The organism is Allobosea sp. Root483D1 (genome assembly GCF_001429505.1).
Classification (GTDB): domain Bacteria; phylum Pseudomonadota; class Alphaproteobacteria; order Rhizobiales; family Beijerinckiaceae; genus Allobosea.
Window position 1 is genome coordinate 52,075 of the sequence record NZ_LMJW01000023.1, and the last position, 18,472, is coordinate 70,546.

Annotated in this window: 15 protein-coding genes and 1 pseudogene; 8 read left to right on the plus strand and 8 right to left on the minus strand. The window is 62.3% G+C overall.

Annotated elements, in window-relative coordinates:
* Positions 1–14 precede the first annotated feature (14 nt).
* Positions 15–428, minus strand: coding sequence for a DUF2177 family protein (locus ASE66_RS29350; protein WP_057193534.1), 414 nt, complete (start codon positions 426–428; stop codon positions 15–17).
* Between the two features lie 279 nt (positions 429–707).
* Here ASE66_RS29350 and ASE66_RS29355 point away from each other — a divergent pair, with 279 nt between their 5' ends.
* Positions 708–1,412 carry an alpha/beta hydrolase gene (locus ASE66_RS29355; RefSeq protein ID WP_244495112.1) on the plus strand — a complete coding sequence of 235 codons (705 nt, stop codon included), beginning with the start codon at positions 708–710 and terminating at the stop codon, positions 1,410–1,412.
* Between the two features lie 180 nt (positions 1,413–1,592).
* On the opposite strand, the gene ASE66_RS29360 is transcribed toward ASE66_RS29355, so the two are convergent.
* Positions 1,593–2,174: a TetR/AcrR family transcriptional regulator gene (locus tag ASE66_RS29360; protein ID WP_057193536.1), complete on the minus strand. Its 582-nt coding sequence runs from the start codon at positions 2,172–2,174 to the stop codon at positions 1,593–1,595.
* A gap of 107 nt (positions 2,175–2,281) precedes the next feature.
* On the opposite strand from ASE66_RS29360, the gene ASE66_RS29365 reads away from it, so the two are divergent.
* A complete protein-coding gene (locus ASE66_RS29365) occupies positions 2,282–3,019 on the plus strand; it encodes an SDR family NAD(P)-dependent oxidoreductase (protein ID WP_200964657.1) in 738 nt (245 codons plus the stop codon).
* Positions 3,020–3,256: 237 nt separating this feature from the next.
* On the opposite strand, the gene ASE66_RS29370 is transcribed toward ASE66_RS29365, so the two are convergent.
* Together ASE66_RS29370 and dctP are read right to left on the minus strand one after the other, a co-directional pair.
* Entirely contained in the window at positions 3,257–4,360 is a 1,104-nt protein-coding gene (locus ASE66_RS29370) for an AAA domain-containing protein (RefSeq protein ID WP_057193537.1), read from the minus strand.
* 417 nt (positions 4,361–4,777) lie between these two features.
* Entirely contained in the window at positions 4,778–6,850 is a 2,073-nt protein-coding gene (gene dctP / locus ASE66_RS31695; RefSeq protein ID WP_082613840.1) for a TRAP transporter substrate-binding protein DctP, read from the minus strand.
* A gap of 731 nt (positions 6,851–7,581) precedes the next feature.
* Between dctP and ASE66_RS33520 the strand changes: the two are divergent.
* Positions 7,582–7,707 (plus strand): annotated as a pseudogene (locus ASE66_RS33520) (integrase); the annotation flags it as partial.
* Between the two features lie 177 nt (positions 7,708–7,884).
* Here ASE66_RS33520 and ASE66_RS29380 read toward each other — a convergent pair.
* Positions 7,885–9,237: a tetratricopeptide repeat protein gene (locus ASE66_RS29380; RefSeq protein WP_057193539.1), complete on the minus strand. Its 1,353-nt coding sequence runs from the start codon at positions 9,235–9,237 to the stop codon at positions 7,885–7,887.
* A 54-nt stretch (positions 9,238–9,291) separates the two neighbouring features.
* A complete protein-coding gene (locus tag ASE66_RS32560; RefSeq protein WP_057193540.1) occupies positions 9,292–9,681 on the minus strand; it encodes a DUF1127 domain-containing protein in 390 nt (129 codons plus the stop codon).
* 151 nt (positions 9,682–9,832) lie between these two features.
* Here ASE66_RS32560 and ASE66_RS29390 point away from each other — a divergent pair, with 151 nt between their 5' ends.
* From ASE66_RS29390 to ASE66_RS29400, 3 genes are all read left to right on the plus strand, one after another.
* The gene (locus tag ASE66_RS29390) at positions 9,833–11,839 is read left to right on the plus strand and encodes a BTAD domain-containing putative transcriptional regulator (RefSeq protein ID WP_057193541.1); all 2,007 of its coding nucleotides are present in this window, start codon (positions 9,833–9,835) and stop codon (positions 11,837–11,839) included.
* A gap of 316 nt (positions 11,840–12,155) precedes the next feature.
* Entirely contained in the window at positions 12,156–12,872 is a 717-nt protein-coding gene (locus tag ASE66_RS29395) for an FkbM family methyltransferase (protein ID WP_057193542.1), read from the plus strand.
* Between the two features lie 80 nt (positions 12,873–12,952).
* On the plus strand, positions 12,953–13,795 hold the full coding sequence (locus tag ASE66_RS29400; RefSeq protein WP_057193543.1) for a glycosyltransferase family 25 protein: 843 nt from the start codon (positions 12,953–12,955) through the stop codon (positions 13,793–13,795).
* Between the two features lie 479 nt (positions 13,796–14,274).
* On the opposite strand, the gene ASE66_RS29405 is transcribed toward ASE66_RS29400, so the two are convergent.
* On the minus strand, positions 14,275–15,180 hold the full coding sequence (locus tag ASE66_RS29405; protein ID WP_057193850.1) for a S1C family serine protease: 906 nt from the start codon (positions 15,178–15,180) through the stop codon (positions 14,275–14,277).
* A 447-nt stretch (positions 15,181–15,627) separates the two neighbouring features.
* Between ASE66_RS29405 and ASE66_RS29410 the strand changes: the two genes are divergently transcribed.
* The gene (locus ASE66_RS29410) at positions 15,628–16,455 is read left to right on the plus strand and encodes a hypothetical protein (RefSeq protein ID WP_156412392.1); all 828 of its coding nucleotides are present in this window, start codon (positions 15,628–15,630) and stop codon (positions 16,453–16,455) included.
* 29 nt (positions 16,456–16,484) lie between these two features.
* Entirely contained in the window at positions 16,485–16,991 is a 507-nt protein-coding gene (locus ASE66_RS29415; protein WP_156412393.1) for a hypothetical protein, read from the plus strand.
* 284 nt (positions 16,992–17,275) lie between these two features.
* Here ASE66_RS29415 and ASE66_RS29420 read toward each other — a convergent pair whose 3' ends face one another.
* Entirely contained in the window at positions 17,276–18,439 is a 1,164-nt protein-coding gene (locus ASE66_RS29420) for a mandelate racemase/muconate lactonizing enzyme family protein (protein ID WP_057193546.1), read from the minus strand.
* Positions 18,440–18,472 lie beyond the last annotated feature (33 nt).

Sequence of the window (18,472 nt, forward strand, 5' to 3'; positions counted from 1 at the left end):
CAAGCCGCGGCCGGTCAGAGCCAGCCCCAGCCGATCGCCCGCCGCACCACCTGGTAGGCCACCCAGCTGCAAAATCCGACGACCACGGTGCCGTAGACGATGTCCGCGAGCGTGATCGTCAGCGTCCACGGTCGCAGAGTGGCGTAATTGGTCAGATCGTAGGTGGCATAGGCAAGCAGTCCGATCAGGGCCCCGTTGATGAGCGCGGCGCCGGCATTGCCGTCACGCAGGGCCGGCATCACCGCGAAATGAAGCACGCCGAGCGGAAAGCCGAAATAGAATAGAGCCGCCGGCACATAGCGAACCTGCTCGACAATCAGGTCACCGAGCGCCGGACGATAGAGCCTGGCGGTCATGGTGCTGAGCCAGACTGCATCGCAGATGCCGAAGGCGACGAGAAAGGCGACGTAGCCGACGACGAAGCGCATGACGACCTCCAGGGCTTGTTACCTGCTGATACGTAGCGCGCGCCCATCCGGATTACCTTGCGGAGCAGTTTGCGTAAGCCAGGCGATCCGGCACGCCTTGTCCGACGTACATTCGCAAAGGCCAGCGATGCAAAGGCGCCTATGACGATCTTGATTTCCAGGCGCGCTGTCGTAGCGGCGCTTACAACCGTCCCTGTCTCCGGGTGCGCCACGCTACGGCCGGGCGGGCTGAGCGAGGGCGCGCGCGACATTGCTTATGGCCGCCATCCGCGCCAGACGATGGACATCTATGTTCCGCCCGGCGGCGGCACGGGAAGGCCGGTCGTTGTCTTCATCTATGGCGGCTCATGGGCCAACGGGGCCAAGGAGAGCTACGCCTTTGTCGGCGACGCCTTGGCTCGTCGTGGCTTCGTCACGGTAATCGCCGACTACCGACTCGTGCCGGAGATACGGTTCCCGGTCTTCATCGAGGATGGCGCCGCGGCGCTTCGCTTCGTGCATGACGAGATCGCACGCTTCGGGGGCGATCCGCGCAGAATCCATCTCATGGGCCACTCGGCAGGTGCCTATAATGCGATGATGCTGACGCTCGACAAGAGCTATCTGGCGAGCGCCGGCCTGTCCCCAGGTGTCATCCGCTCGACTGTGGGCCTGTCGGGCCCCTATGACTTCCTGCCGCTGGACATCGACGTCACCAAAGCGGCCTTCGGCAATGCGCCCAACCTCGAACGGACGCAGCCGATCCATTTCGCACGCAAAGACGCGCCGCCGATCCTGCTTGCGACCGGCGCCGACGACACCACGGTCCTGCCCCGCAACAGTGAGCGTCTCGCCGCCGCGCTACGGCGCGCGGGTGCCCGCTCTGTAACGCTCAAGATCTATCCGGGCCTGGGCCACGCTGGAACGGCGGCTTCACTCGCGCGCATCATGAGTTGGCGCGCGCCGGTTCTCGACGATGTCGTTGTGTTCCTGGAGAGAGCCTGACTGATCTTGAGCGACCGAATATTGCCGACGCTGGATCGATATTTCGGCATCGGTATGCCCTCTGGGCAACGTCCGCTTCCGGCCGACTGCTCAGTGTCGGTTATTGGCGCTCTGTGTCTTGTCGCTGTCCGTAAAGCTACCGTTCTGGAAGTCCGGCCCTGCGGCGTTGGGCAGCGGGGGTTAGCGGCTGCGTGCTAGGCTGCGCAACGCCAGACGTGCGGCGTCACGGAGTTCAGAACCGCTGGCGCCCCCTCGCGCCGCCACCTTGAGACCAGATCGCAGCATCACCAACATCCTGCCGGCGGCGTCGGGGTCGAGCCCCTCGTCGAGTTCTCGGGCTTCCATGCCAGCGCGAACGCGAGCCGCGAATGCCTTGACCAAGATCGTGCTGGCAACGTCGTTGAGAGCATTGATTTCGGGGTCCGAGCGGCTGAACTCGACGATCGACCCAACACCTAGGCAGCCGCTTTCAACGTCGTCGCTGGAGCCCAGGCCGACGAGTAGAGCTACCTCGATGCTTGCCGCCGGCGTTCCTTTCGTCAGGGCCTCGTGCATCTGCACCAACGAACCAGCATTGTATTGGCGCAGAGCCTCGAGAAACAGGCCGCGCTTGTCTCCGAAGGCGCCGTATAGGCTTTGCCGGCCGATGCCGATGCCTTTGAGCAAGTCACTGGTCGAGGCTGCTTCGAACCCATGCCGTGCGAACACCTTGATCGCGCTCGCGATCGCTTCTTCTCGGTCGAACTCTAAAGGTCTGGCCATGACCCATCTTTACAAGTTTCTGATTAATCGGTCCAGAATATTCTTGACTAATTGATCCATAATGGTGAAAGGATTTTGGATCAATCAGTCTACAATGGAGATTGCCGATGAGTTCCGCCATTTCGCCCAGCGCACCGGCCTTGGTTTTTGGCGGCGCCCGCGGGATGGGAGCAGCGATTGTGCGTCGCCTCGCTGCCGAGGGACGCCCTGTCGCCTTTACCTATGTCAGCGCGCCCGAGCGGGCTGCCGCGCTCGTTCAGGACATTGAAGCCGGCGGAGGGCTCGGGCTCGCCATCCGCGCCGACAGCGCTGATCCAGAGGCCGTGCGCTTGGCTGTCGAGACTGCTACCGAGCATTTCGGCCAGCCAGGTGTGCTGGTCGTCAATGCCGGCATTCTCATGAGTGGCGCCATCGATCAGTTCGCCATGGATGACTTTGACCGCATGCTAGCCGTCAACGTGCGCGGGGTGTTTGCCGCGATCCGCTACGCAGCTCCACATTTGCTGGACGGCGGCCGGATCGTCACCATCGGTAGCAACACTGCCGACCGGATTGGCTCACCGGGTTCCAGCGTCTATGCCATGACAAAGGCCGCTGTGGCTCAACTCGTGCGCGGCGCTGCCCTCGACTTCGCATCCCGCCAGATCACCATCAACAATGTGCAGCCTGGCCCGGTGGAAACAGATATGACCGCCGACCTTATGGCATACATCGTTTCAAAGCTGCCGCTGGGTCGTATTGGCAAGCCAGAAGAGATCGCCGATCTCGTCGCTTGGCTAACGAGCCCCGGAGCCGGCTATATGACCGGCGCGAGCCTGACTATCGACGGCGGGTGGACCGCCTAGCCTTACCTGAGGGCGTGTTCGCTTTTACCGCGAATGCGCCCTTCGCGGGGGTGAGGATCGCGGCCACGAAGCGCCCGCCCCACAGCAAAGTCTGCTTTCGGGCAGCAGCCCAATGTCCGGCTGTGGCGCAACAATGTGGCGCACGGCGGCTGCGAATACATCGAGTTCAATGATGGGCTTGGGTCGTCTTCTGGGGGTTCGAGGTACAAAATGGTCTTGCCGGCTCATAGAGACTAGTTACGCGGTGAGAATGCGAGCCTTCAGGCTATCTTCGATGACCTGGATCTCGTGACTCACATGCTCGCCACGATAGACCACCGAGGTCTCGTGACGGGCAAATTCGCCGGTCCGGTGAGCGCTGAACCAATTGAATGAGCCGACAGCGAGCAAGGCATCGTCCGCCCATATCATCTTGCTGTGAACCTGTTGGACAGCGTGGAGCGTCGCGCCGAGCCCAGCCAGGCTTTCATGCGCTTCCGCAAACATATCCTGTCCGGATCTGCTTCGCTCCCGCGTCAGATGGGCGTCGGCGTAGATCGTCACCTCGGCGCCCCGTGCACGAGCTGAGACGATGGCCTCGGTGAACCCCGCATGCTTCATGGTGTCGCTGTTGATCCAGGGCGAGATGACGCAAAGCTTGCGCTGAGCGCTTGCGAATGCCTCCAGCAGAAATGCATCATGCTCAGCCGCTTCACGCAGGACTTGGAGCCCGCGTGCCCCTCGGGAGAGATCGGGCCGCGATGGCACCTCGAAGACCATCTCGTTCGCGCCGTCTTGGGACAGAAAGCGCGCAAGGACAGATCGCGGGCTGCCCGGCGGGGCGGAGGCCAGAGTGTCCATGTCTCCAAAGACGAGAAAGGCGTCCTTAGCGCGCGAGACGGCCACGTTGAGCATGCTGGGCGAGAGGTCGATGAAGACGCCATCGGCATGTTTGGAATAGACCGGCGAAAAGATGACTACATCGCGCTCGGCGCCCTGCAGTGCGTGCACGGTTCCGATGGTCATGCCTAGTCGGCCCACGTCGATGCCCATAGCGGCGCAGGCGTTGCGGATTTCGCGGACCTGGCGACCGAAGGGCGTGACGATCCCGACGATGTCTTCCAGGCGCTTGCCGTAGCGTGCTTTCAGATTTTCGGCATTGGCGGCAAGCCAGGCCGCGATCGTCTGCGCCTCGTGCGGATTGAACCGGCTGCCGCCGGCCGATATCGCCATGCCGTCGATATGGACATAGCCCATCGGCTGTAGAGTGCCGTCCTGCGCCGGGCCGCGCATCGGCTGCAGGGTCCCCTTGTAGCAAAGCTCGTTGCAAAAGCCGATGATCTCGTCGAGGCAGCTCGGCAACTGCCGACCGCCAATATTTTAAAATAGGTCGATCTGTCTTGACCATTGCCTCCCCAGGGAATGCGTTCGCTCTACCCGCCGTCTCCCATAGGATTGCCGAGTATTCAACATTTGCGCGGCAAGCGCGCAGTGCGTCAGAACATCGGAGCGCGGATGCGAAGGGCGTCCTTGAGGCTGTTTGCGGATTGGAGGTTTTCGGGGGCGCTGTGGCGCGAAGAAGTCATTTTATTCAGCACCGCGGACTCTGGCCTCTGCAACTCAGACCATGCCCAGCCTGGGTCGCAAGCGAACCCTTGATCGCCCCAACGGGAGACGTCCGGTTTCGGACAGTAAGCCAATGTCCGCTGATGGCGCATTTCGACGCATGTGCGCCATAGAGGCTCATCACAAAGAAGACGACAAGCCCGGATGCCATTATCAGTCAGATGGTCGAAACGCCCAGTAATCAACTCCATTCTTGTCTTTCTTCTCGAGGCCATGCCGCGACTCCGGCGGAAGGTCCGTCAAGATCAGGTTTTGCAGATCAGCCTGCATGCGAAGGCTGCGCATCATGTAGGCGTGCCCCTTTTCGCATGGCCTAAGGAACCAATGAAGAATACTCCAGGCCTCTAGGGAGAAGATCGAAGGGCGCGGCTCCGCCTCGGTTGCATCGATGGTTTCAAGTTTTGCGGCGACAAAAATCCCTGGTCCCGCCTCACCCAGCCGTCGATTTCCCGCATGAACAGCGCGTGAGCACACGAGCGCCGCATCCTTCTCGGACGCATAAAGCGTCGTCTTGCCAACCCGACGCCGGAACGCCTCCACGCCAGTTTCGAACACTTGTACGTAAAGGTCGGGAGCGGCCATCACTGTGTGATAGAACAGCTTCGTATCTTTCCCCCGCTGGATAGCGTCAAAACGGTCGATGGCTTCGAATATGAGCCGGTTACCCATGCTATGGGCAGCTACGTGCAGTCGTTCCAGACCAGCCGTTTCCCGGACATGTTCTACAAACCGAAGGAAATTGTCGCGGCTAGCCCGAACCTCCTCCTCGTCACTGCCGTACCTCAGCGCAGCGCCATCTGACGGCCAACTAAACATGACGGGGACGCCGCCGAAATGAATGTCAGCGCTCATAAGGGCGAGCGCGCGAGCCGCTCCTTCGAACGAGTTGTTGAAGCCATGAACGAAGATGACCACCTCTTTCTTCGATGCGGCTGCCAAAGCAGCAGTGAGCCTCGCGGTGAACTCGGACGGCGAATACTGCATAAGGTCAGACAGTGGCGCAGAGCCAGCGTCCGTCACGCCCATGAGCCGAGTAGGATTGATGTGGAGCTTTGCCAATCCGAACATCATTTGTCCGCGGCGTCCACTCACTCGATATTCTGGCTCCGGAGCGGCCTCGAATGCACGGTCGGTCGCAAACAGAACATCGCCGGGGCGTAGTCCTCGCGGCCCGACTATGGCAGCCTCCTTGATCTGCGGTGCATCTGACGCAGAGCCGCGGCGATCGCGCTGGGGTGAGTTCGGCGGGGTTCCTGTTTCCAGGCGCACTCGCTCGATAATGGGCAGTACCGTGCTATTGAGTTGACCGGAGTCCACTCCGCTTGCTCGACTCCAAATGGGTTTGATGGAATCAGAGAACTGCCGCAAAGAAACATGGGTGATCTTGCTGCGCTCTGAAAGCGAGATGAGACCCTCATTGTCCTGGCGCGCTGCCAACTCGGCTGCTTGTTTCGAGGCCTTCTCCGTTTCTTCTGCAACGATAGACTGAACGCGGTACGGGAGTTGGCGCCAAAACGCATCGTGAACAATGGCTGCTGAGACGGTCGGCCTAATCTGAACTGCTGCAGCGAAAGGTTGCGCACCGCCAGACGGCAGCAATTGGGCAGCAATACGCGGGGACGTTTCAAGCCCGTCCAGGGCGCCGGTGTTAGCTGCGATCGCTATCTCAGCAAATGGTAGATTGACTGGCGTTGCGCCAAGCTGAGAAACCGCCGAGGCGCCAGATCTTGTTGTTACCCTTATCCTTTTTCCTTGAAAGGTGCCAATTTCATCTGGTCTCGTTCGCGTTAAAAGCGTATTGACCCCGTTGTTCATGTAAGCTAGCGCGATAAATCCCTTCTCCTGCAAATCCGCCATGGGCGCTTGACCGGCAGAACTGCCTTGGACCGCGGCGAGTTCTGTAATATTGGAGAATAGGAACGGTAAATCAAACAATGCCAAGGTTGGCGCGATTTCGCCCAGGTCACTCGTCGAAGTGATCGCCACCTCCGCACGCTTAGAAGATAGCATCGACAGCATCGAGCCTTCTTGCGCAATCACGCTAACAGGAAATCTTTCGCCGAGACGTTCCTTCAATCGCCTAGCGAGATCGTTGACTGCGGTCCCGATCGGTGTGTCGTTAGGGAAAGGGGACGCGATTCTAATGGGTCCGCTGGTAAGTGGCTGGGCACTCGCAGATGCCAGGGAGAGGAGTGCGAACCAGGCCAAGACGATCATTCGGAGCATCACATCCCCCCTCGCTGTTGCAAACACTTATCAGCAGCGGGCCGACCCAAGGACGCCGCCTAAGAGTATCCTCGAGGAGTCCCCCGCCTTGCATTAGAATGCCCGGTTTCCCTTCGGGAAGCGCGCCTTGCCTTAGCTATTTACCGTCAGATTGCCGGAATTAGAAGCAAACGCGCGTTTGGAGCGGCGATCCTGCCCGCTGCCCATTTGTCACCACTCACCTCGGCAGCAGCAGCACCACAGCTTTTGTCAACCTGACGACGATTGCTGCCCGCAACCAAACATTCCACACGGCCCTTATTGATCTGCATGTGCTCGAAACGATCGCCGCAGGAGGCGTCGGGCGTTCGGCATAGCCACCTCCCCGTTCCACGCTCGATACGCTAGCGACCAAACGTCAGGTTGACCAGTCTGCCGGATCCAAATGGGTGAGCCAAAAACGCCCCGAGGATAACGACCTGCGGCGATCAGCCTCGAGCTTGAGAACGATGCCCCGTAGATCCTTAGAGCAGTTATTGGGCGGGTAGAGTGTCTCAATGAGTCTGGATCAGACACTACCTCGGCCGATCGGCCACGTCCGGTTGCGGGCAATCTCCCAATGTCTGAAAGTGGTGCCGAGCGATGGAGTGGATGAGTTATAATGGTTTCGGATGCGGCATTCCGATGGAGGATCCGTCATGCTTGTCGAAGCTCAACCGATCCATCAGCGTCCGCCTTAGAACACCGGGCGCATCATCGGCCCAAAACCGCCGCTGATGCCGTGCCACATCTGGGCGATCCGGACACCGCTGCAGCATGATCGACGCGTGCGAGATTTGGCGATGTTCAATCTCGCAATCGACAGCAAACGGCGCGGCGGTGGCCGTCGCGCCGTTTGGCGTTCATGACGGTTCCAAGATGACAGGTGCAAAATGCAAGAGCGTTCGTCTTGCGGGGCACTCACGCTCGCTCCTGGCGCAATTGCATTGCGTTGGCATGGCTTACTTCGCTGTTCGGCAAGCCGAGCGTGGAGGCAAGGGCGGCCGTCCTGCCCATCAATTTCGGCAATCACCGTTTTCGCACTCACCGCAGACCGTACCGCTGGCGCGGCGGGCGAAGAGCTTGGCGAGCGGACTTTCATGCTTGGCAGCGATCCGCTCGGCCGCCAACGCTTGGCCGAGTGAACGGTCGCCGGCGCGCAATGCGGCCTCGATCAGCGTCAGGTCGATAATATCGCGCTGGGCGTTGCTGCCGCCGAAGCGCGCCGCGATCGCCCGTACCGGCCGAATCAGGCGCACCGTCTCGCCATAATGCCCCACGCCGAAGGCGGCGAAGGCCTTCATCAACGGATAGCCGACCTCCTGCGAGAAGGCGGCATTGTCGCTCGCCGCCAGCGCGGCGAAGGCCTGCGCCTCCAGCGTTGCCTGGATCAGATCGCGGCGGCCGGCTCCCACGAAGGCCATGATTGCGTGAAGGTCGTTGAAGGCATAGCCGCCGGGCGCCCAGATCGCCTGATAGCGCTCCGCAAGCCTGCGCCAGCGCGCGCCGAGTTCGACCCCTCGCAGATGCAGCCGCCATAGCATCGCCGAGGCATCGACGAGGTCGAGCATCTGCGGTTCGGCGAGGGTCGTGATCGGCCCATCGACCAGTTCGAGCACCTCGTCGATCTGGCCGAGCTCCAGATGATACAACGCCAGATGCCACCAGTTGTGAACGGCGATGAAGCTGTCCGTCGTCCAGCTCTGAAGATCCTCGCGCATGAAGGCGATGCCTTCGTCATGCCGGCCCTCCATTTCCAGGACATGGGCGACGGCATGCCTCGCCCAGCCGTCGCGCGGCTCCTCCAGGATGGCCGCTCTGCCGTGGCGCTCGGCCGCGCCGTACTGGCCGTTCTCCTCCAGTCCAAAGGCATACATGGCCAGGACGGAATGACGGCCCGGCGTGCCCGGCGACCAGGCCGGAAGCGCTCGCGCGACACGGTCTCTCAACATGCGGGCGTTGCCGGTAAAGTAGTCGAGTTGGTGGCCGGCGATCAGAGCCAGCAGATCCCGCGGATTTTCAAGCGCGACGTCCTCGATCACGCGCGAGGCCTCGTGCAGGCGTCCGGCCGCGAGGTGATCGAGCGCTGCGACATGGCCGCGCTCGCCACGATTCATCGGCAGTGTCTTCGCCGTTTCGATCGTCGCCTTGGCGACAGGGACGGCGGCAGGCGCCGATCCGAGCAGATAAAGCCAGGCTTTGAGAGCATGGCCCATCACGAGGCCGGGCTGATTCTGGATCAATCCTTCGGCTGAGCTGACCGGATCTCCAGCGAAGATGGCGAACTGGCTGACGGCGTTCGAATAGATGAGAGCGGTGTCGGCAGTTCCGCCCGTCAGGGCCTGGCCGCGGATGTCGTTGATGCACATGGCTATCGGTTTTCTCTATTGACTCGGGAATGGCGACGGCGGCCGGCCTGTCACTCAGACAGGCCGGAGTTTTCGGGTTCCTTTGATGGTGTCGCGTCGCAAATAGCCCCTGGCGGCGACCTCGATCTCAGGGCGGGTGAGTCCGATGTCCTTCAACATCCGCTCGTCGAGCTGAGACATGTCGTGCATCGCGCGGCGCAAATTCTGCCGGCGGCCAAACTCCTTCAGCATCGCGATCAACGGCGCGAACGGGCGGCGAGGCGACTGTTCCGACCGGCCCGGGACGACATACGGACCGTGAACCTCGTAGAGGGATTGCCCGCTGCGGATATGGCCGACTGCCAGTCGGCCGATCAGCCGATCGACCAGCGTCTTTCGGCGCGGCTTGATGATCTCCGACAGATCGGCGATTTCGGAGAGGAATGGATTGGTGAGGGCTTTCATGATGGGGGCTCCGCTCTTCTCTCGCCGCCTCCGGGATCGGATCGTGTTGCGGCGGTGAGTTGGAATTATCCGGGAGCCATCCATTCGCCGTGGAACGGGCGTGAAACTTGCGTTAAATCGGCAGGAATTCGCGCATGGGGCTCGTTCAGCGATGATCGGCACGGAGTCCACGACGGGTCCCAGATACGCGCTCGACCTTCTGGGCGGCTTCGAGCTGCGGTCGTCCGATGGGCAGCCCATCGTCTTGCCGACCCGCAAGGCGCAACTCCTGCTCGCCTATCTCGCGCTTCCGGCCGGACAGGCGCATGCGCGCGAAAAGCTCGCCATGCTGCTATGGGGCGACCGGCTCGACCAGCAGGCGCGCGGCAGCCTTCGCAATGCAGTCGCAGCGATCCGAAGCGCGCTTGGCAGCGAGGTGCTGGCCGCGGAGCGCGATACGCTTGCCCTGCTGCCCGGCAACCTTGCGACCGATGTCGATCGGCTCGCGGCGGCGGGAACGGGTTCCATCCCGGACCAGCAACTCGACGCCATGATGCGATCGCAATTTCTCGACGGGATAGCCTCGCCTTCAGAACCCTTCGACGATTGGCTCTCCTTCGAACGCGCACGTTGCCGGGGACTGGCCCAAAGCGCCGCGCAGAAGGCGATCGCGGCCCATGAGCAGGTCGGCCGCCTCGACGAGGCCATCTTGCTCGCGCAACGCCTCGTCGCGCTCGATCCTCTGCGCGAGCAGAGTTACAGGCTTCTCATGCGTCTGCTGGCTGCGTCCGGAGAGCGCTCGCAGGCGATGGCGCAGTTCCAGACTTGCCGCGACATCCTCAAGCGCGAACTCGGCGTGGAGCCTTCGGCCGAGACCGCTGAATTCGCCAAGCTGATTGCAGCCGAAGGCGTCGCGGCGCCAGGGCTTCCGTTACCGGTAGCCGAAGCTGCAGGACGGGCGTCGAGCGGATTGGCGCAGCCACGGGGCTTCGCCATCGCCGTGCTGCCCTTCGTCAGCTTGGCGGGCGAACTCGATCGTACCTTTCTCGCCGAGGGCTTTTCGGAAGATCTGATCACCGAGCTGTCGCGCCGGCGCGATTTTACGGTGATCGCGCGACAGTCGAGCGCACTCTTCTCGGGCGCGCCAGAGACGGCTGCCGTTGCCGCAGCGGAGCTTTCGGTGCGCTACGCCCTGGCGGGCAGCCTGCGGCTGGCTGCCGGGCGGTTGCGCGTCACGGTCCAGCTGATCGATGCGCTCGGCAACCGCTGCGTCTGGGCCGATCGCTATGATCGCGACCTGGCCGATATCTTCGCGATGCAGGACGACATCGTCGCCAGTATCGTCGGCAGCCTCGATGCCGAGGTCCGCCATGAGGAGCGCGAGCGCGCCGCTCGCAAGCTGCCAAGCGAACTGGACGCCTGGGAGCTGTTTCACCGGGGCCTCTGGCATGCCTACCGTTTCACGCGGGAGGATATCGAGACAGCCGAGAGGCTTTTCCGCCAGGCGCTGCAACATGCGCCGGATTTCGCCTTGCCGTATGCGGGGCTCGGCTATGCCGCCTTCGTCAAGGCGGTCTGGTATTTTGCGCCCGATCCTGTCGCGGCGATATCCGAGGGCCTCGCCCATACACGCAGGGCGCTGCTTCTCGATGATGGCAATGTGTTTTGCCATGTGGTTCTGGGCCGGCTTTTGACACTCGCAGGCGATCTCGACCGCGCTCTGATCCATTTGCGGTCGGCCACCGAGATGAACCCGAGCTACGCGCAAGCCCATTTCGGCCTCGCGCAGGCGCTCATCTATTCGGGCGCACCGACCGAAGCCCTCGCCGAGATCGAGGTCGCGCTTCGCCTGAGTCCGAAGGATCCGCTGCGCAGCATGTTCCTGACGCTGCGCTCATTTTGCCATTTCAGCCTCGGCGATTATGAAGACGCCGTGATCGCGGCACGTCTCGCGACGCAGCTTCAGGCCAACGAAACCTGGTCTCAGATCGCATTGATCGCTTCTCTCGTCGAACTGGGCCGCCTCGACGAGGCGCGCGGTGCGGCGCGCGCCTTGCGCAGTATCGACAGCGGCTTCTCGACCAAGCGCTTCGAGCGGCTGATCGCCCATGTGCCCGCGGCTCTCCGCGAGCGCGTCCGAGCCCATCTGCGTTCGGCAGGAATCGAGGCGGAAGGCTAGTTGAAACGGAACATCGTGGAAGTCCGCTTATACGAGTCCCTGTCCAGTTCCGCCCGGTCCTGCGCCCGCGCTGATAGGTCTGCTTCTGGACAGTGACGCAATGTCTGCAGTTGGCGCAACTCGTCCGGGATCATGCAACCTGACGTGCGACACGCTCGGCACGCCCATCGGCATGAATTTGGGGGCCCGAACCTATTTCTGGCAAGCCTTGGCATCAGATGCATTTTACATCGGCGAGTTCACGAACAGCAGGTTGTCCAACTCCGGCATTCTGCCAGTAGCGTTCCCGCCGCCTCCGAACTTGAGGAGCAAGCCCATGACCGAGATCTCACCGGCTCTACGGCGAATTGATGTTGATCGCATCGGCCCGGTTTGGATCCGCGACGGCACTAGCGACTACGCGGTCCTCGAGCAGATCTTCCGCACGGAAGAATTCAACATCAGCACCGCCCCGCAATTCGCCTGGATCCGCGCGGCCTATGACCGGCTGATCGCCGCCGGCGAGACCCCGCTCGTCGTCGATTGCGGCGCCAATATAGGGCTCAGCACACTATACTTCGCATTGCATTTGCCGGCAGCGCGGATCGTCGGCATTGAGCCCGCGCGAGACAACGCGGAGCTTGCGCGTAAGAACACGCAGCACAATCCCCTGATCGAGATCGTCGAAGCCGCCGTGCACGACCGGGAAACCGACCTTGAGTTGGTGGACCCCCATGCCGAAAAGTTCGCCTATCGGGTGCGGCCGGCCCAGGCCGGCGCGCAAAGCGCGATCGCCGCCGTCACCATCGACGGCCTCATGCGGCGGTATGGCGCCACGCGCAATCTCATCGTCAAAGTCGACATCGAGGGTGGCGAAGACGCCTTGTTCCGCTCGAACACGGGCTGGCTCGATCGCACCGATCTGCTCATCGCGGAGACGCATGATTGGCTGTTCCCGGGGCAGGGCACCAGCCGGACCCTGTTCTCAGCCATCGCGGGGCGCAAATTCGAAGTGATCCATAAAGGTGAGTACATTTCGTTCTTTTTCCAGTGACAATGCGCACGTCTCCGCGCTGAAATGTCCGCTGACGAAGATCAAAAGGGGGCTGTCGTCCGATTCGCACCAAGCCAGACATGGATCATATGCTGCAGCTCGTTCCCAAACCGGACATCGCGTTCGATGGGGACAGTGCTCAGGCGGTTGGCATCGACCTGCCCGTCGCCGTGATCAATATTCCGCATCGAACGGACAAGTGGAACGCCATCTCGAAGCGCATGGCCGCTATCGGACTGAACAAACTGATCAAGGTGCCAGCGGTCGAGGGCGCCCGGTTATCGTTGGAGGCCATTGCACCCCTGTCGTGCCAACCGGCTGCACAGATCGAAGCAGCCCCGCAGAGCCATTTCACACTCACGCGGCCCGCGATCGGCTGTTTCCTTTCGCATATCGCCACCTGGCAGTGGTTGATCGCCAACAAGATGCCGCGGCTGCTGGTCTTCGAAGACGATGCCAACCCGGCCGCGAGTTTCGATGCGAACCGATTCCGTAACGTCCTCGGCGCCATCCCGCCCAAGGCCGGTCTTGTTTTTCTCGGCCGCGCCATCATGAATGGCATGGCCGAGAGGCCCCAAGGCTCGGAACTGGCGCGGATCTACTTCTTCAACGGAACGTTCGCCTATCTGATCACGCCCGCAGCCTGCCGCACGCTGATCCCGGCTCTGCTCCCCATGAATGGGCACATCGATCATGAAATCAGCACTGTCCTGATCGAGCGCAGACACGATCTGGAGGCACATTACACCGAGCCGCCCATCTTCGAGCCCGATTGGTCGCTCCGCAGCGACTGCTATGTCCCGCTGGAAGGCGTCACGAACGCCGACCGCGCACTCGGCATAGTGCTGCACGCAAAGCGGCAGCTACTCATCGACGACGGCTGCGCCTTGCTGCCGCCGTTTGACGCAACGGCCGTCAATTGACCGCGACCCGTGCTTGACCAACACCGATACTCAGGAGTTGGAGCCTCCGGGAAACCCGGTGCGGTTCATAGCCAGGTGGCGTGGGTTGCGAAGTACCGCGAGGCACCTCGAAAGCGTCCTGCGGCGTTCTGAAATGCAGCGGCCGCGCTAGGATTATTCCTAAGCCCGGCACCGCATGGGTCTATCGAAAGTGCGTCGCCTCATTGCGTTGCACCTGACGCCCAGTTGCGCGGAAATTTTTTCGAATAGGACGAGAGGCGATGACAGCGGATGCGAGTTAGCGTCAGCCAGCCCACGAGGCGACTTGCCCACGTTAGATCTTGATTGGATCGGTAAGCGTCAGTGTGACCAGTGTCTCCGACTGTCTGGTTTCTGGCGAGTAGCTGATGTCGGGTTGTGGCGCGTCTCGTCGCGTGACCCCTTCCTTGGTCCTCGGCGAAACGCTTCTAGAGCGAACTGGCTTGTCGTGGGAGCAACCGCTATTGGATAGTGGGCCTTCTGAGGAAGCTGCCGCGGTCTGATGACTTGACGCGAAGCCATGCCTCACGACCGTCGCGCACGATCCGGAGCGGAACTTCCGATCCCGCCGGCCCCATCGCCCATAGCTTCCGATAGAAGTCGGCGAGATCCTCGACCTCGCCGTCCTGGACATCCGAGATGATGTCTCCCGAACGAAGCCCCGCCTCGGCCGCCGGGCCGCCTTCCGCTACGCTCATCACGACGACACTGCCATCGCTCTCTGCCGCAAAGGCGCCGAGCCAAGGGCGTGGTGGCTTGTCCACGCTTCCCTGGCGTAGCAAGTCGTCGAGGATGGGAGACAGCAGGTCGATCGGAACGATCATGTTGACGTCGGAGACCTCCTCGCCCTGGGCTACTTGGAGTAACAGCGAGCCGATGCCGAGGAGCTTGCCGTCCTCGTCGATGAGCGCGGCCCCACCCCAAGACGGATGAGCCGGGGCAACGAAGATCGCATCCTCGAGCAGGTACTCCCAATAGCCGGCGAATTCCTGCCGCGCGACGATGTTGGCCTGGACGGCTTGGCCATTGCCGTCCCCGAGCACGACAGCATCACCGACTTCAGCCTCGGTTGCGTCACCGAACTCTATCGCGGGCAGGCCGAGGCTACCGAGCGCCTGTACCAGCCCAAAGCCGGTTTCCTGATCATAGGCGAGCGCATGGGCCGGTACGACCCGGCCACCTTGCGTCGTCAGCCAAACTTCATCGGCTTCGGTAATGAGATAGCCGATGGTCAGGACGAGGCCGTCATCCCGGATGACCACGCCGCTGCCCTCCCGCCGGGTGCCCAGCGCAGACGCCGTGAATGCGTCATCTGGTATGCTGGAGCGAACCACCACAATCGACTCCAATGCCTCGGAAACGTCCATGGCTTGCTCCTGAAGCGACATCTTTAATGGGCTGGGTCGGTATCCAGTTCAGGTATGGCTTACCTTTGCCGCCGCAAGGCCTTGCCGGTCGTTCAACTCCAGCCACGGGGCGGCCGCGCGGCGAACGTCCGCTCTCCGATAAACCTCGACATTCTGATTTCTCGCCAGGCCAACGACCCAGACGGGATCGCGGCTTCGTCAACAAAACCGGGCGAGCTTACGCGCCGCCCAATCCGCACGAGCGCCCCATCCGAGCTTCCTGTAATGGCATCGGGAGAATTGCTTCAAGCAATAGGCCGTAGCGCCCCGACGTTCCGACACGCCCTAACCACGAAGCAGCTTCGTCCTTTTCCAGTCCGCGTTTTTCTGTACAAATTGTCGTTAGTTTCGGGCTAGCCGAACGCTGGGTGGGCCGAAATGCGTGCGTTGCGAGAGTGGTTGTGGAGCTTGGCGGCGGCCATCGTTGGTCTCGCCGCCCCGTCCCAGGCAGCCGATATCTCTGCAATTCCCGGAACGAACGGCGGCCCGGCGATCATCCTCGTTCGCGGTGATCTGGCGAGTGGCGACGACAAGGCGTTCGCCAACGTGGCGCTCGCGCACTCGTCGGCCGTCGTAATCCTGAACAGCAATGGCGGACTGCTCTTGCCGGGCCTCGAGATCGGCAAGGCCATTCGGCTCAAGGGCTTCGCTACGGTCGTTCCGGACGGCTTCCAGTGCGCCTCAGCCTGCGCGCTTGCCTGGCTGGCCGGCTCCCCTCGCTTCCTGTCGCCGAATGGGCGAGTGGGCTTTCATGCAGCCTACCTGGAATCCGACGGACGACGGATGCCGACGTCGACCGGAAACGCGCTCGTTGGCGCCTGCCTCAATCAGCTCAACCTGCCCACCTCGGCCATCATCTACATCACCTCCGCACCGCCCGAGGACATGCGCTGGCTCAATCTCGACGACGCCCAGCGTAATGGGATCGAGGCGAGGAAATTCGACCCAGGATCTTCTGGAAAGGCACCGGAGACGGCATCGACGCGGCCGCTCACTGCGCCTCCGCCATCGAGCCCAACACCACCGAGCACGGCTGCGGGACAAAGCGCTCCCCCATTCGCCCCCGACACCCGCCCCGTTCGATCCCCACCAGGAACGTTCGCCGAGTATCCGGCCGCAGCCGCGCTCACGGAGCACGCACAGCGCCCGTCCTCGACACTCCTGACAAGCGTGCCTACCGCACCCGCCTCCGCGCCGCCGCAAATGGAGCGCCCAACTTCGCCGGCCGCCTCGTAGTCGCCGAATGGGGTTGCGGGACGTCCTGCATGACGGGTGCTGTCGTCGACATACAGACCGGAGACGTCGCGTTCTTTCCGGGTTCGGTGTCTGGCTGGGGAGTGGTCGATCCCAAATTCAAGGCCGCCGAATACCGATTGGGCAGTTCGCTGATCGTCCTCTCGGGACAGTTCAATGAGGACGGGCCGATCGGCTCGCACTATTTCCATTTCTCCGATCTCCAGTTCCGATATCTCGGAACGGTGCTGACCTCGGACGACTTCAGGACGCAGCTCGGCTCGCGCTGGCTTCCCGCAATCGCCGATCGGGTTGCGACTAAACCACGACCCCAGCCGCAGGCGAGCGCTCCGGACACGCTCAATGGCCGGATCGCCGAGTTCACCTGCGGCGATAACTGTTACCTAACGGTCGTCGACGACTTCGGAAAGAAGCACGACGGCCTCTGTGTCGCTCCAGCCTGTGCGCCATGGAACAAGGCGACGGCTATCCCGCGAGGGCTCGTGGGCAGGCAGGTCTCGGTCAAGGTTGGCATGTGAGTCCAGATTGACTCCAGCGGCACCGAGCAAGGCAGGATGCTTTCGTTCCGGGAGATCACGCTCTTCCCCGCTGGTGGGGCGACGCAGCCCTGACCTGGCAACGATATACCCGGAACGGCTTCGGTCTAGCCGGCCTGAAAAGCTCCTTTCGTCGCAGATGGGAGCGATTTGGCCTCAGATATACGTTGAAGCATCACCGGCCGAGAACACCCACGTCAGCGAAATTTCTGCTTCCGGGCACCGCGCCAAGTTCAGCTATTGGCGCAAGGACGGCGCCTCTAGCCTCATGCGGCGAGGCTACGCATCTCTGCGATAAGGTCGGCCTTGCCCTCGAAGCCAATGCCCGGCAGGTCCGGCATCATGATGTGGCCGGCCTCGACGCGCACGCCGTGTGGGAAGCCGCCATAGGGCTGGAACAGATCAGGGTAGGATTCGTTGCCGCCGAGGCCGAGGCCCGCTGCGATGTTCAGCGACATCTGGTGGCCGCCATGGGGAATGCAGCGGCGCCAAGACCAGCCATTGGCCTTCAGCATCTCCAACGTGCGGAGATATTCGACGAGGCCGTAGCTCAGCGCGCAGTCGAACTGCAGCCAGTCCCGGTCCGGCCTCATGCCGCCATAGCGGATGAGGTTGCGCGCATCCTGCATCGAGAACAGGTTCTCCCCGGTCGCCATCGGGCCGGGATAGTGCTCTGCCAGCTTCGCCTGGAGGTCGTAGTCGAGCGGATCACCCGCTTCCTCGTACCAGAACAGGGCATATTGCCGCAGTGCCGTGGCATAGGCGATGGCGGTGTCGAGATCGAAGCGGCCATTGGCATCGACCGCGAGCTTGCAGCCGGTTGGCAGCAACTTCAGTACCGTCTCGATGCGCTTGCAGTCGTCGGCCAGCGGCGCGCCGCCGATCTTCATCTTCACGACCGTGTAGCCGCGGTCGAGGTAGCCCTGCATCTCGGCCGCCAGACCCTCCAGCCCCTTGCCGGGATAGTAGTACCCGCCGGCGGCATAGACGAAGACCCTTGGATCGGCGGTAAGGCCGGCACGTTCCGCCAGCAGACGGAAGAGCGGCTTGCCCGCGATCTTCGCGACGGCATCCCAGACCGCCATGTCGATCGTGCCCATCGCGACGGAACGCTCGCCATGGCCCCCTGGCTTCTCATTGGTGAACATTGCGGCCCATACCTTGCCGGGGTCGAGATTGCCGCCCTCGGCATCGAGCAGGCTCTCGGGCGCCGCCTGGAGGATACGTGGGGCGAAGCGCTCGCGGATCAGCCCGCCCTGACCGTAGCGGCCGTTCGAGTTGAAGCCGTATCCGATGACCGGCTTGCCGTCGCGGATGACGTCGGTGACGACCGCAACCAGGCTCAGTGTCATTTTGGAGAAGTCGATGAAGGCGTTGGCGATGGGCGAGGCGATCGGAGCGGTGCGCTCCCGGATGTCGACGATACGCATTTAGAATGCTTCCTGATGGAGGAGATCGGCTGG

What these genes read in the sequence shown, in the direction of transcription:
- ASE66_RS29350 (WP_057193534.1), bottom strand. Translation starts at nt 428, where the DNA reads ATGCGCTTCGTCGTCGGCTACGTCGCCTTTCTCGTCGCCTTCGGCATC.
- ASE66_RS29355 (WP_244495112.1), top strand. Translation starts at nt 708, where the DNA reads ATGGACATCTATGTTCCGCCCGGCGGCGGCACGGGAAGGCCGGTCGTT.
- ASE66_RS29360 (WP_057193536.1), bottom strand. Translation starts at nt 2,174, where the DNA reads ATGGCCAGACCTTTAGAGTTCGACCGAGAAGAAGCGATCGCGAGCGCG.
- ASE66_RS29365 (WP_200964657.1), top strand. Translation starts at nt 2,282, where the DNA reads ATGAGTTCCGCCATTTCGCCCAGCGCACCGGCCTTGGTTTTTGGCGGC.
- dctP (WP_082613840.1), bottom strand. Translation starts at nt 6,850, where the DNA reads ATGCTCCGAATGATCGTCTTGGCCTGGTTCGCACTCCTCTCCCTGGCA.
- ASE66_RS29380 (WP_057193539.1), bottom strand. Translation starts at nt 9,237, where the DNA reads ATGTGCATCAACGACATCCGCGGCCAGGCCCTGACGGGCGGAACTGCC.
- ASE66_RS32560 (WP_057193540.1), bottom strand. Translation starts at nt 9,681, where the DNA reads ATGAAAGCCCTCACCAATCCATTCCTCTCCGAAATCGCCGATCTGTCG.
- ASE66_RS29390 (WP_057193541.1), top strand. Translation starts at nt 9,833, where the DNA reads ATGATCGGCACGGAGTCCACGACGGGTCCCAGATACGCGCTCGACCTT.
- ASE66_RS29395 (WP_057193542.1), top strand. Translation starts at nt 12,156, where the DNA reads ATGACCGAGATCTCACCGGCTCTACGGCGAATTGATGTTGATCGCATC.
- ASE66_RS29400 (WP_057193543.1), top strand. Translation starts at nt 12,953, where the DNA reads ATGGATCATATGCTGCAGCTCGTTCCCAAACCGGACATCGCGTTCGAT.
- ASE66_RS29405 (WP_057193850.1), bottom strand. Translation starts at nt 15,180, where the DNA reads ATGGACGTTTCCGAGGCATTGGAGTCGATTGTGGTGGTTCGCTCCAGC.
- ASE66_RS29415 (WP_156412393.1), top strand. Translation starts at nt 16,485, where the DNA reads ATGACGGGTGCTGTCGTCGACATACAGACCGGAGACGTCGCGTTCTTT.
- ASE66_RS29420 (WP_057193546.1), bottom strand. Translation starts at nt 18,439, where the DNA reads ATGCGTATCGTCGACATCCGGGAGCGCACCGCTCCGATCGCCTCGCCC.